The sequence below is a fragment of the Mucilaginibacter sp. A5337 genome, assembly GCF_059690695.1.
The window spans coordinates 87,533-100,071 of sequence record NZ_JCAWEC010000001.1 but is presented as its reverse complement, the minus strand read 5'-3'; the positions used below and the strand labels follow the sequence as shown (position 1 = coordinate 100,071).

The following is a 12,539-nucleotide window of genomic DNA, read 5'->3' as shown; positions in this document are numbered from 1 at the left end:
CATTTTAATGAACAAGAACCGGTTCGGGCATAATATTATAGTACATTTTATACCACGTAATAAACCGCTCAACTCCTTCAGGAACAGAAACCTGTGGTTTGTAGCTAAGCATTTCATCTAAATTTGAAACATCAGCGCAGGTTTCCGCCACGTCACCATCTTGCATCGGCATCAATGTTTTAATTGCAGTTTTGTTTACCTGTTTCTCAATTTCGGTAACAAAATCAAGAAGGTTTACAGGTGCGCCTCTGCCTATATTAAACAGCCTGAATGGCGCAGACGAAGTAGCGGGGTCGGGGTTTTTGGCATTCCACAGATAGTTACGCTCTGCCGGTTTATCAATGGTGTGTATAATGCCTTCAACAATGTCATCAACATATGTAAAATCGCGCAGCATATTGCCGTTGTTGAACACCTGGATAGGTTTGCCTTCCAAAATTGCTTTGGTGAAAATAAATAAAGCCATATCCGGCCGGCCCCATGGTCCATAAACGGTAAAAAAACGCAAACCTGTAGTACGCAGATTAAATAGATGACTGTACGTGTGGGCCATCATTTCGTTAGCTTTTTTTGATGCTGCGTATAACGAAACCGGATGGTCGGCGATTTCATGTTCGCTGAAAGGCATTTTTTTATTTAAACCATAAACGCTTGACGAGCTGGCGTAAACAAGATGATCGATGCTAAAATGCCGGCAGCACTCAAGGATATTTAAAAAGCCTTTGATATTAGAGTCGATATAAACTTCGGGGTGGGTAAGGCTATAACGTACGCCTGCCTGAGCAGCCAGGTTGCAAACAGCATCGAATTTATGAGCACGAAAGTGTTGTTCAAGATTCTCTTTGTCTGTTATATCCAGTTTTATGAATGTATAGTTAGGATACCTGGTGCTCACAACCGGTTTGTTATACGCAATTTCTGACACTTTGATGCCTGCGTCCTGTAGCCGTGCGTGCTTTAGCTTTACATCGTAATAATCATTTATATTATCAATGCCTACAACGGTGTCGCCCCGTGTTAATAGTTTTTGGGTTAAATGATAGCCGATAAATCCCGCAGTGCCGGTGATTAAAATTTTCATAAATAAGTGAAATTAGGTTTAAATGAAGCCTTATGAAAAGGCGGTTGATTAACTGGTTAAATAGTAGCGCGAACGCTTAGGCAGGGTTAGGTAGATGCCTGCACAAAAAAGAATCAGAATAGAAGCTGGAATGGTAGGTAGATGTAATGAAATTTATCTGAGTAGAGACTGTACCAAATTGCGAGAGTTTGAGCGTGTGACCAGATAAATTTTACTTCATGGTATAAGTGTACTTTCTCCCATTTGTAAGCGGGTCACTATTGTCTGACGTTGAGAAGTACAGTGTGTTTCCCCAGTGGCTAAATTGCCCAAGGCCAAATGCACGGATATCGTGGTGGACAGAGTGGGCCGGCCCCAGTTCAACACCATTTTCAAACAACCTGAGCTTTGAAACTGTGGGGGAGGTGTTTGAATCACCAATTTCGGGTAGATCGTAGCCAATTTTGTAGCAAAAACCACTGTCAACTCTCAACCCTATCAAACTTATTGTTTTGATGGTTTCATCTTGTGGTTGTGGTGTAACAGTGGGAGTGGTAGGCGTAGTTGGCGTTGGCTGCTCAGCTTTTTTACAGCTGCTAAAGGCAGCTACCATAGCTGCGGTTGTTATAATAGGCAACACAACATTTCGGATGGTTTTAATAATTGTTTTCATAAAATTTATTTTTAGTTAGTTAAAGTTGTTGCGCTACTTGTATAGGTGGGGGCCGGTTTATACCAGTGCATTCAGTATTGATTTGATGAAAATTTCGGGGGTACGATCTTCTACATATCGCATTATTAGGTTTTTGTTATGTTTTTTGGTGTTAAGTGCGTTATTAATGGCTGTTGTTAATGAGTTAACATTGTCAGCTTCGGCAAGATAGATACCGGGGATCTCGTCGATCCCCCCTGCGCAGTTGGTGCTGATTACAACGGGGTTCAGGATCATCATTTGCAGCAGCACGTTAGGAAAACCTTCTTTTATTGATGATACCACACAGGCTTTTGCATGTTTAAAATAAGGCATTGGGTTAGCTATCCACCCTTTTAATATTACCCTGTCATTTAATTTTAACTCACCGATTAAATTTTCAAGGGCCATTTGCTCCGGGCCTTCGCCAAATATGAACAGCTTCAGATTGGGGCGGGATGATTTGATTTCATCAAAAGCCATGATTAGCAGGTCAAACCCCTTTTCTGGTATCAGCCGTCCGGCTGCACAAATAAACTCGGCTCTGTTATCAGCTACGGGCAATGCTGCTTCTGCTTTTATTAAGTTTTGTTCAATATCAATAGGGTTTTTCTGAATGATAACCTTTTGTCCGTCAATGTAAGGGAGGTGCTGAACAAAGGCATCGCGCATGCTGCAGGTTTGACATACTACTAAATTTACACCAGGGTAGCCAAGCCAGTATGCGATCTTGTAACTCATTTTTTTTAAACCACTGTACCTGGTTAAAACAGATGAGCATTCCCTTACTATAAGTTTTGATTTTAAATATCCAATTCGTTTTAAAAAACCCAGGTAAGCATTTAAGTAAGGGTGTGTACTAAAAATAATATGATCTGTACGGTATGGGCTTAAGCTCTTTATCAACCCGAAAAAGCCGCTTGATATGCTTCCGTTGCTCACATATTCAACGTGCAGGTCATCCGGTATGTTTAAGCCACCGCTGTTCACCTTTTTTAAAAATAGCAGGCCGGCATTACTGGCATGGGCCGCTTGCAGCAATATATTTTCTGCTCCGTTTGCCTTATCGGTAATCGAAACAAACAGTAATTTCGGTTTGATATTCTGCATTTAGTTAGGTTTATTTAGGTTCTTTAGCTTCCTGAATACTTTTTTAAAAGGTCCCATCGCGCTAAATACTTTACGTTTCCCGTCAACAACCAGTAAACCACTTTCAAAATTTATGGTATGCAAGCCTTCATCATAAGGTGCCTGCGGTAGTAATTCAAAAGCAGTATGATATTCAAAATCTGTTTCGGTTATGGTGGTTATTTCATTGATCATTACCGAGCCGCCGTAACATCTTTTGGGGTTTTGGCTTGGCATGTAAAGTTTTTGCCCAACTATGAACAACCTGCCGGCCGACCGGCTTACGTTTGAAGCCACCCTTATAGGGTTTTGTTTATGTGCCTTGAATGGCGAGTCGAGATTGTCGGCATAAAATAAATACAATACCCCGTGCTGACCTGATACACTTGTAAAAAGCCAGTATTTGTTGTTGTACCGTATAATAGAGCTGTCAACAAACGACTGACCTTCCAGCAACACCCTGATTTTTTCAAATTTATATGGGTTGTTCATATCTATTTGATAAAGTGCAACTTGCTTGGCCGATCCTGTTTCAGGGATGCAATACAACTGGTCGTTATCGGTGAACATATAAGGATAGGAGAGGTGGATATCATTTTCCATGATGCCATTTACTTTTTTCTTGTTTTTAAAATGCATGTCATCAGTCATCATGATTTCTCCTCTGCCCTTCCAAAAATTAAGCTCTTCATAATAGAGATGTACACGGCCGTTGATATTTGCTGTAAAAGGGTCTGCGGCATAATCTGCTGTATCTTCTGTCAACCAGTTGATTTTTCCATTTAGTTGCTTAGTGAGAATAAGGTTTTCCGGAGATTGTGATATGTAACCTATGTTCCATTTATCATAACAGAATAGTTTATGAATCATTGAATTAAGTGCAGAGAGAAAATCTTTCATAGTCGGAATACTTTTTTTAGAAGTGACAGGAATGTGAGTGATATAGGTACATAGTCGGTTTCTTGCAGCAGGCTTCCACCAAAACTATCTTTGAATTTGTTGATCTTTAAAAGTTCTGTATCTGAAGTATTGTAAGCATAACCGCCCAGGTCATATATTTTGAAGCCAAGCCGTTTAAAAAAGCAGATATCTTCAAAATGCAGCAACCGGTTTGCCCTGCCTGTAACAGCCCTTAACTGGCTGTCGTTTTCATTTCTGAACAGGGAAGCTGAATGTAAGAGCCTCACTCTCTGCGATGAATTATCGCGAATGTAAGCATGCATAACAACATCCTGATTCTGATAAACCGCCTTGGTGATAAACAGGTGCGGCTTGTATTTATAAAACTCTTTATTAATTTTTTTCAGGCCCTTGGTAATTGCAAACGCATTATAAAAGTCAATGAACGGTTTGATACCGGTGCCCATTACGGTTGATACGCCATCTTTAATAGCCCTGCGTATTTCGTAAGATGTGTTTTTATCAAAATTAGCTTCAATGGAAGGTACCGGCGCACTGATGTCAATTACTTTGGTAAAAAAATCCTCTTTGCGGTATCCCGGAACAGCTTCACTGCTTTTACTTTGCTTATAGTATTTTAACAGGCAACCCCATAAATTGGGTTTAGCAGCAAACCACACAACTGTATACGGAACTATACGCATAGCCCTGTTGTTAATCTGGATCATAAGGTTTAGAATATTTTAAGCTACCTGGTATGTTGAAATTGGTTTTGAATGCTGATCTTTTAGCCATTGTGTAAACACCAGCAGTTTCCAGATCTGCGTTGCCCGGTTCCATTTGCCGCTCATATGTTCGTTAATCATGGCAAATGATTTTTGTACGTTGATACCAGGAATGTTCTTTAGCTCGCTTATTGAAAGATGATCCATTACATGATCTTTCAGCTCGTTTTTAAACCAATGGTTGAGCGGCATTGTAAAGCCCGATTTTGGCCTGTCAAACAGCTGTGCCGGAGCATATTGATATAATATATCTTTCAAAATCCTTTTTTGAATACCGTATTTAAATTTGTAGCTGTCGGGTAGGTTTTGAGCAAATGCAACTACGCGGTGATCCATAAGCGGTGCCCTTGCTTCTAAAGAAAAGGCCATTGTACCGCGGTCAACCTTGGTGTTTATATCACCATTTAAATATGTTTTGGTATCAAAAGCCGACAGCTTTTGAAGCATGCTGGTTGACTTTGACGACCAGATATCCATGAACGGAACCTGCAGGCCGATGTTGGGATTTTCGAGCCAGGAGTACTCAAGGCCACCCAGCATAAGTCCGTAAAGTGATTTGATCTCCGGGTTGCAGATCCCTAACGCAATCAGCTTGTGGCGATAGTTAGGAGAGATACTTATTATATCGGCTATTTTTTTGCGTACTGCCAGGGGACATTTAAACAGCTGATCAACCATGGTAAACCATTTGTATCGGCTGTACCCTAAAAAGCTTTCATCTCCGCCATCTCCGCTTAAAACTACAGTAACGTGTTTTTTAGTGTATTTGCTTAACAGCAGGGACGGAATGGCGCTTGAATCGGCAAATGGTTCGTCGTAGTAGCGTCCGAAGTTCTCAATCAGTTCAAGTCCCTCTTCTTTATTACATTCAATTGTGTGATGATCTGTTTTTAAATGATCTGCAATTTTTTGTGCAAAAACGCTTTCATCAAAACCCTTCTCCCTGAATTTTATACAGAAGGTTTTTACGTTTTTATAGCTTTTTGATGCCATTGCAGCAACCAGCGATGAATCGATGCCTCCTGAAAGATATACCCCCAGGGGCACGTCGGCATGCATACGGATGTCAACTGCATTGGTAATCAGCCGGGTTAAATCGGCCTGTGCTTCCTGGTATGATCCTTCATAGCGTTCGGCATGGTTTAAATCCAGCTCCCAGTATTTTTTTGTCCTGAAATTGCCGGTGTTGCAATCAAAACAAAATGAATGCCCGGCCTCAAGTTTTTTGATTTCGTTCCAGGCCGATTTGGGTTCAGGAACATATCCCCATATAAAGTATTCATTAATTGCCTGTTCATTGATAGTTACATCCCTGCCTAAACATATTTGTGAAGGTTGACTGGCAAATTCAAAATCAAAACCATTGTGTGCGTAATAAAATGGTTTTTTGCCAAGCCTGTCGCGGGCGCCAAAAAGTTGGAGGGTGCGTGTGTCAAAAATTACAAAGGCAAACATGCCGTTGAAATGGTTGACACAGTTTTCGCCATATTCAAGAAAGGCCGCTGTAATTACTTCCGTATCCGAATCGGTAAAAAACCAATAACCTAAAGCTGTTAGTTTTACCCGTAGGGTTTTATAATTATAGATTTCGCCATTAAATACAATTTTAAGGTGGCTGTAAGTTAATGGCTGATCTGACCGATGGTCCAGATCAACAATAGCCAGCCGGTTATGACCTAATGTAACCGGACCGATGCGCTCAAAGCCTGAATAATCCGGGCCCCTGAAATCGGCCCTCGCCAGTTTTTGAGATACGATATCATCCTCATATCTCACTGTTGATCCGTATATGCCGCACATACAAAAAAGGTAATAGGTTAGTGGTTTTGTTTAATTAGCGAGCAGGGTTTCATACTCCATGCCTATTTTATCGAGCCCAAAGCGTTCAATAATATCGGCTTTGATATGGGGGTGCTGCCAGGTTTGATTGCATGCCCTGATAATTTGCCGCCGCAGTGTACACAAATCATTTTGCTCGGCTATAAAGCCGTTAAAGCCTTCTCTTATCAGTTCGTTAACCCCGCCAACTCTGAACGTAACTACCGGAACACCTACCGATAATGATTCGAGCACTACGTTAGGGAAGCCTTCGGTAAAAGAGCTTAAAACCAGTAAGTCGTGCTTTGAAATAACATCAGTAACGTTTTTGATCTCGCCTATAAATTTCACGCGTTCGCTGAGACCGATATTTTGCACTTCTGCTTTTAAGGTATTCATCAGCGGGCCATCGCCGGCTATAGTTAAAACATAGTCCTGAGGCAGCGCTTTCATAACTTCCAACAGGCGAAATAATCCTTTCTCTTTAATAAGGCGATTAACAGCGATAAGCCTCTTTAATCCGGAAATCTGATTTTGAGGTTTTATTATGCTTGTTATAATAACCGGGTTATGAATAACAATAAGCCTGTTGAGGTTGATGTTATAAAGCCTGGCTAAGGCTTGCTTCATTTCTTCCGACTGGCAAACTATTGAGTTGAAGCGTACAAACAAAAACCTTGAAAAGTAATTGTAAAAACGGGCCTTAAATCCATAAAACTGCATCATTTGCTGCGGATTGTTAGATGCCCTGGCTATTAAATTAGGCACCTTAACAAACATGGAAACAAGAGCTACCAGGATATTAATATGATCGGTAGTTGAAAAAACCGCGTATGGTTTTTCATCTTTCAGCAGTTTGCGAAGTTTAAAAAATGAGCGCGAAGCTTTTATTGTTTTCAGATTTACAAACCTGATGCCTGCTATTTCTGTAGAGAAACTGCATTCGTTTCCGTTTAAAAGAACTACAACTACCTCATAATCGGGTTTGTTGAAATATTGAGATAACAGCCAATAAACACGCTCAGAACCACCTGCGCCAAGCGAACTAAGAACAAGGAAAATCTTCTTTCTCATTATAAATAAAAGATTAGGATCAAGTTTAAGCGGCAACTAATTCTTCCTGCACTGGTTCGGTGTGTTTTACCGGGTCTTTTAGCCTGTTGTAGTGTAATACTGCGAAATAAATAAATATAGTAGGGCCATCTACGCTCATCAGCCATCCGTTATGTGACAGCGCGTTTAATGAAATTGCTATAAAAGTGAAAAATATAGCTACGTAAATTGCGTTGCTTTTTTGCTTTACGTTTTTTATAGTTTGCCAAAACAGGCGAACGGTTTTGTAATATATGGCCCATAGCAGCCCTATCCCCAAAAACGGGCCAAGTACGGTCACAAACATCAGGTAGGCATTGTGTGATGATAAGCCGAACGTGAACAAGGGGTTTCGGTAAGTTACCTCATCCCAGGTTTTGCCATAAAATATAAGCCCGAAAGGATAGTCGGCAAATATTTTAAGGTTTTCGGCAGCCATATCGGCCCTGTTAAAATCGTTAGCCTCTTTTGCCTGGTTTTTTGACAGGATATTGTTTTTATTATCGGTGTTGTCTTTTAACACATATGTGTACAAACCAAAGCATATGATTACTGTTGCAGCAACCAGAAAAACAGCTTTGTAGCGATAGTAAATAAACAGGAATAGTGTTACACCTGCGCCAAAGCTTATAAATGCCGACCTGTTCATGCCAAGGTAAATACAGGCAACGCAGGCTGCTAAAACTAAAACCCTTATTATAAGGTACTGCCCGGTGGTACATGAGGCGATAAAGGCAAAGGTAGTAATGGCCACAACCTGGTATCCGAAGTTGAATTGCGTTACTGCCAGGCCTGCAGGGCTTTGTTTAACCGGCTCGCCCAATAGCATGCCCCTGATCGGGTCAATGGTAGCTGCCATGCTGTGATCCAGTATCATGATGATCATGGAACACATGAGCAGGAAAAAGAACATCAATATTGAAGCATAATAGCGTGATCTGCTTGCGCCTACAAAGTAGTTGAAGTATAACGAACAAGGTATGATAGTAAGGATTATAGCAAAAAATGTAATGTAATTACTCATCCCTACTACCTGATATAGAAAAACCCCGGTTATAAAAACCATCATCTCGTTGTAATAGCCAAAATCCAGCAATGGCTTTTGCACAAAAAACAGCAGCATGCAAAAAATTACAGGTGCAGGAATCCTCAAAGTATCTGTCATGAAAATGTTAAAAGCAAGTGTGTACAGATAAAAGAGCATTAAACTATAAAAGAGGCACTTTTTAAGCAACATAATAAATTTGTGCTATTGGAAAATCCGTTTTATTGTAGATAGTATAATTTTCAGGTCCATTAAAATATCCTGGTTGTCAATGTACTCGAGGTTTTTGCTGATCTTTGACGGAACTATCACCCTGATATACATATCTTCAGGATCGTCGCTGCCGGCCAGGATATCATTTTCATCGAAGTATTTGATAGATGCCCAGTCTGTTACTCCTGGTTTAACACTTAGCACCCTTAGCTGAGTGGGTGTATAAAGGTTCACATACTTCCGAACTTCGGGGCGGGGTCCAACAAAGCTCATGTCGCCTATCAACACATTCAGTAATTGCGGCAGTTCGTCGAGTTTATATTTCCTGAGCCAGTAACCAACGCCGGTGATCCTGTAATCTTTACTGCCTATGGTTAATAATCCGGCCCTGTCGGAGTTTACATACATGGTCCGGAATTTGAAGAGTTCAAACTCATTTCCATCTTTTCCAACCCGCGCCTGTTTATAAAATGCGCTCCCCCTCGAATTAACTTTGATAGCTATGGCAATTAAAATAAACAGCGGCAGCAATATTATCAGCGCTATAAATGATAAACTAATATCAAAAAGCCTTTTGACCATAACTGTATTTTATAATTCAACTTTTGCAGGTTCTTTATAATCTTCCAATACAGCGTTAACGGAGTTTATCACAGTTGTAACTATGAAATCTATCTGCGCGTCAGTAAGCTGAGGATAGATGGGCAGCGAGATTTCATTTGCATAAAGCGCGTAAGCTGAGGGATACCTGGAAATCTCATAGCCCAGATCTTTAAAAAGCGTAAGCATTGGCAGCGGGGTAAAGTGCACATTGGCCATAATTCCTTCACTCATAATGCTTTCAATTATCTGATCGCGTTGTGCTTCTGATATGCCTTTGATCCGCAGAGCAAACAGGTGGTATGATGATTCTCTTTGCTCATTTTTTAATGGCGGTTCAATAAACCAGTCCATTGTTTTAAAGCTATCACTGTATATTGATGCAACGCGTTTACGCATGGGGAGCAGCTTTGCTTCATAATTCCTGAGCTGGCCAAGCCCTATTGCCGCACAAATGTCGGGCATGTTGATTTTGAGGCCCATAAACAGGATATCGTATTTCCAGCCGCCGCCGTTACTTTTGGTAAAGGCATCTTTGGTTTGTCCGTTAAGGGTATATAGTTTTAAATACCGGTGTTCCTCGGCCGGATCAAAGCAGGCAGGCAAATTGATACAAATGCAACCTCCTTCGGCCGTAGTGACGTTTTTTACTGCGTGAAAGGAATATATGGAAACATCACTATACTTTGCCGCAGGTAATTCATTTATGGTTGCACCAATAGAGTGTGCTGCATCGGCAATTAAAAGGATCCTGCCTAAAACCTTTTGTTTTGGGCTATCGGCAACAAATAGTTTTTTAATTTCCGGGTTATTGATGATCGCCTTTAGTTCTTCGTAATCGCATGGCCAGCCGGCTATATCAACAGCAATAATTGCTTTTGTTTTTGGGGTTATTGCCTTGATCACGGCTTCGGTTGAAATGCAGCAGTCATTATCTACATCAACAATAACCGGGGTAGCTCCGCAATGCAATACGCTTAAAGCGGTAGCGCAATAGGTGTATGCCGGGATAATAACCTCATCGCCTTCCTTTATCCCAAACCATTTCAGCATCAGGATAGCACCCGATGTCCATGAGTTTACACAAACAGCCGCATCCGAAGCTGTAAGCTGTTTCATTTGCTGTTCAAGCGCGGCTACTTTAGGGCCGGTGGTTATCCAGCCTGAGTTTAGTGTATCCATTACCTCATTTATAACAGTCTGGTCAATATAAGGTGGCGCAAAAGAAATTTTCATATCAGGTTTAAATAATGTTAGTTTCCGGCAGGGATCCGTTCCATAAAAGCAATTGCTTTTTGAGCGTAATCACGTGCTAATCGTTTATAAATGCAGTATTTTTCGGCAACGGCATCAGCCCATGTATAATTTGAAAAATCCAGGTTATCCAGTGACACAAAAAGGTGATGGTTCTTTTCTATAAAAGTTTCAAGTTCAGCAAAAGCCCTGGGAGGACAGGTTTCAGGATGATAGTTGAATGTCCAGGTGTATTTTGTTTTCTGTTCAACTTCTGATAATTGAACCGGTACCCAGTTAAAGCCAAATCTTACGTATGGTGATTTGAGCAGGCCATCACTTATTATTTTAATGTTGGTATATTCATGCAAAGCCAGTAATGTATTACGATCGAAGGTATGCGCCGGTGCGATAAAGACAGTTGGGTTAATATTTTCGCGCCTGAAAATTTGCGCAGCCTTTCTTATTTTTTCTTTTTGGGTTTCTAAGGGTAAGCCTGCAAATTCCGATCTGTTATTCATTTTCAGCAAACCCGAGTTGTGGTTGATGTAATAATGATCAAAACCGTGCATGCCTATCACATAATTTTTATCCTGAAGCTCGCGTACCAGTTGCCAGTAGTATGGGTTGAAGTTACCGCAAGCCTTTAGTTTAGGGTCTTTATTAGCCGGTATAACCGCTATGATTGGTTTGATACCATACCTGTCAAACAACGTAAAAAAACGTTCCCATTTTTGGAGGTTATTTGTGGGACACAAATCATCCAAACGAATTAAGTACTGTAGCATATGAACAGATTGATGGTTATAAAGCCGGTTGGCCGCTTGTTAATGCTGCTGCTGCTTCAGTTACGGCAGCATGTTTTTTCATTAAAGTTTCCCATTCTCCCAATATTTTATCGGGATGGTTGGTCTGAGATATGATACGGGCCCGATTTCCAAGGTTGGTTTTTAACACTTCATCGCCGGCCAAACGCTGCATGGCGCCGGCTAAAGCGCTGATGGAAGCCCTGTTTACCAGGATCCCGTTTTCGCCGTTGATGATAATCTCTGAAGGGCCAAAATTACAGTCTACCGCTATAGATGGGCATCCAAAACTCATGGCCTCAACTAAAGCGTTGGGATATCCCTCATTTCGGGACGGTAAAACAAACATTTCGGCCTGGCTGTAATAATCCTGAAGGTTGTTCCTGCTGCCGGGTAACAGTACCCGTTCTCTTAAGCCAAGGTTAAAAATTTGGCAAACCAGGTTAGCACGTTCTTCGCCATCGCCAATGATAATAAGGTCAACATCAGTGAGGCCTGATTTTGCATAGGCTTCAATAAGGATGTCGAAGCCTTTCACATAAGCCAAACGGCCGACCCCTAAAATAAACCTCTGATGATGAACCTTCTGATCTGATGGCGGTTGGAAAATAGTAACGGCATTTGTTATACGTTCGATATTATGGAGTGCTTTAAAGTCTTTGTCTTTAAGCAGGCAATCCTCAACGCCTTTAGCGCTTACAACAACTGCTGCTGCCTTTTTATATAAGTTTAAAGCCAGTTGCTTATGCAAATAGTTAAAGCTGATAACGCTTCTATCGGGAGAGGTACGCTCTGAAACAATGTAAGGCACCCGGTTTAACCAACAGGTGATGCCGGCCCAAATATTGGCCGATGTGATGAATGATAACACACACACCGGTTTTAGAGTTCGCAACAACTTTATGAGTTTAAAAAAAGTTTCGGCGATGTGATAAATCCTGTAAACTAACCGGCTTCTCTGACGGTCGGTCAGGTAAAACACTTTAACATCATTGTCAATTTCATATGCCGGAACATCATTGTTTAAAGATATAAGTACCGACTGGAAGTTGTTTTTATTAAAGTAATTGGCAAGCGAGATGATAACTCTTTCTGCTCCTCCGCCTTTAAGCGAAGGAATAATGAAAAACAGAACGGGTTTTGAAACGGGGGCGGCTTGTATTTTCAT

12 protein-coding genes are annotated in these 12,539 nt (G+C 41.0%); all 12 read right to left on the bottom strand.

The genetic code is table 11. The annotated features are described in order from the left end of the window. Positions 1-4 precede the first annotated feature (4 nt). Positions 5-1,081 (bottom strand): NAD-dependent epimerase, encoded by a 1,077-nt coding sequence (locus AC59JO_RS00390; protein WP_497302749.1) that lies wholly within the window; start codon positions 1,079-1,081, stop codon positions 5-7. A 211-nt stretch (positions 1,082-1,292) separates the two neighbouring features. Continuing rightward, entirely contained in the window at positions 1,293-1,733 is a 441-nt protein-coding gene (locus AC59JO_RS00385) for a hypothetical protein (RefSeq protein ID WP_413668659.1), read from the bottom strand. A 57-nt stretch (positions 1,734-1,790) separates the two neighbouring features. Next, a complete protein-coding gene (locus tag AC59JO_RS00380) occupies positions 1,791-2,861 on the bottom strand; it encodes a glycosyltransferase (RefSeq protein WP_497302748.1) in 1,071 nt (356 codons plus the stop codon). Continuing rightward, positions 2,862-3,779 carry a glucosamine inositolphosphorylceramide transferase family protein gene (locus tag AC59JO_RS00375; RefSeq protein ID WP_413668657.1) on the bottom strand — a complete coding sequence of 306 codons (918 nt, stop codon included), beginning with the start codon at positions 3,777-3,779 and terminating at the stop codon, positions 2,862-2,864. Next, positions 3,776-4,507, bottom strand: a complete 732-nt coding sequence (locus AC59JO_RS00370; RefSeq protein WP_413668656.1) for a GNAT family N-acetyltransferase — start codon at positions 4,505-4,507, stop codon at positions 3,776-3,778. Before AC59JO_RS00370 ends, AC59JO_RS00375 begins: the two co-directional genes overlap by 4 nt. A gap of 15 nt (positions 4,508-4,522) precedes the next feature. After that, complete coding sequence (asnB, locus tag AC59JO_RS00365; RefSeq protein ID WP_497302747.1) at positions 4,523-6,364, bottom strand: asparagine synthase (glutamine-hydrolyzing); 1,842 nt, start codon at positions 6,362-6,364, stop codon at positions 4,523-4,525. Positions 6,365-6,394: 30 nt separating this feature from the next. Next, on the bottom strand, positions 6,395-7,456 hold the full coding sequence (locus AC59JO_RS00360) for a glycosyltransferase (RefSeq protein ID WP_497302746.1): 1,062 nt from the start codon (positions 7,454-7,456) through the stop codon (positions 6,395-6,397). Positions 7,457-7,481: 25 nt separating this feature from the next. Next, the gene (locus AC59JO_RS00355; protein WP_413668653.1) at positions 7,482-8,639 is read right to left on the bottom strand and encodes an O-antigen ligase family protein; all 1,158 of its coding nucleotides are present in this window, start codon (positions 8,637-8,639) and stop codon (positions 7,482-7,484) included. An 84-nt stretch (positions 8,640-8,723) separates the two neighbouring features. Continuing rightward, entirely contained in the window at positions 8,724-9,314 is a 591-nt protein-coding gene (locus AC59JO_RS00350) for a sugar transferase (protein ID WP_413668652.1), read from the bottom strand. 9 nt (positions 9,315-9,323) lie between these two features. Beyond that, positions 9,324-10,568 carry a DegT/DnrJ/EryC1/StrS family aminotransferase gene (locus AC59JO_RS00345; RefSeq protein ID WP_497302745.1) on the bottom strand — a complete coding sequence of 415 codons (1,245 nt, stop codon included), beginning with the start codon at positions 10,566-10,568 and terminating at the stop codon, positions 9,324-9,326. Between the two features lie 17 nt (positions 10,569-10,585). Then, positions 10,586-11,353, bottom strand: coding sequence for a DUF2334 domain-containing protein (locus tag AC59JO_RS00340; RefSeq protein WP_413668650.1), 768 nt, complete (start codon positions 11,351-11,353; stop codon positions 10,586-10,588). A 16-nt stretch (positions 11,354-11,369) separates the two neighbouring features. Then, the gene (locus tag AC59JO_RS00335) at positions 11,370-12,539 is read right to left on the bottom strand and encodes a glycosyltransferase (protein ID WP_497302744.1); all 1,170 of its coding nucleotides are present in this window, start codon (positions 12,537-12,539) and stop codon (positions 11,370-11,372) included.

Coding starts and splice junctions, on each gene's coding strand:
- AC59JO_RS00390 (WP_497302749.1), bottom strand. CDS start 1,081: ATGAAAATTTTAATCACCGGCACTGCGGGATTTATCGGCTATCATTTA.
- AC59JO_RS00385 (WP_413668659.1), bottom strand. CDS start 1,733: ATGAAAACAATTATTAAAACCATCCGAAATGTTGTGTTGCCTATTATA.
- AC59JO_RS00380 (WP_497302748.1), bottom strand. CDS start 2,861: ATGCAGAATATCAAACCGAAATTACTGTTTGTTTCGATTACCGATAAG.
- AC59JO_RS00375 (WP_413668657.1), bottom strand. CDS start 3,779: ATGAAAGATTTTCTCTCTGCACTTAATTCAATGATTCATAAACTATTC.
- AC59JO_RS00370 (WP_413668656.1), bottom strand. CDS start 4,507: ATGATCCAGATTAACAACAGGGCTATGCGTATAGTTCCGTATACAGTT.
- asnB (WP_497302747.1), bottom strand. CDS start 6,364: ATGTGCGGCATATACGGATCAACAGTGAGATATGAGGATGATATCGTA.
- AC59JO_RS00360 (WP_497302746.1), bottom strand. CDS start 7,456: ATGAGAAAGAAGATTTTCCTTGTTCTTAGTTCGCTTGGCGCAGGTGGT.
- AC59JO_RS00355 (WP_413668653.1), bottom strand. CDS start 8,639: ATGACAGATACTTTGAGGATTCCTGCACCTGTAATTTTTTGCATGCTG.
- AC59JO_RS00350 (WP_413668652.1), bottom strand. CDS start 9,314: ATGGTCAAAAGGCTTTTTGATATTAGTTTATCATTTATAGCGCTGATA.
- AC59JO_RS00345 (WP_497302745.1), bottom strand. CDS start 10,568: ATGAAAATTTCTTTTGCGCCACCTTATATTGACCAGACTGTTATAAAT.
- AC59JO_RS00340 (WP_413668650.1), bottom strand. CDS start 11,353: ATGCTACAGTACTTAATTCGTTTGGATGATTTGTGTCCCACAAATAAC.
- AC59JO_RS00335 (WP_497302744.1), bottom strand. CDS start 12,539: ATGAAAATACAAGCCGCCCCCGTTTCAAAACCCGTTCTGTTTTTCATT.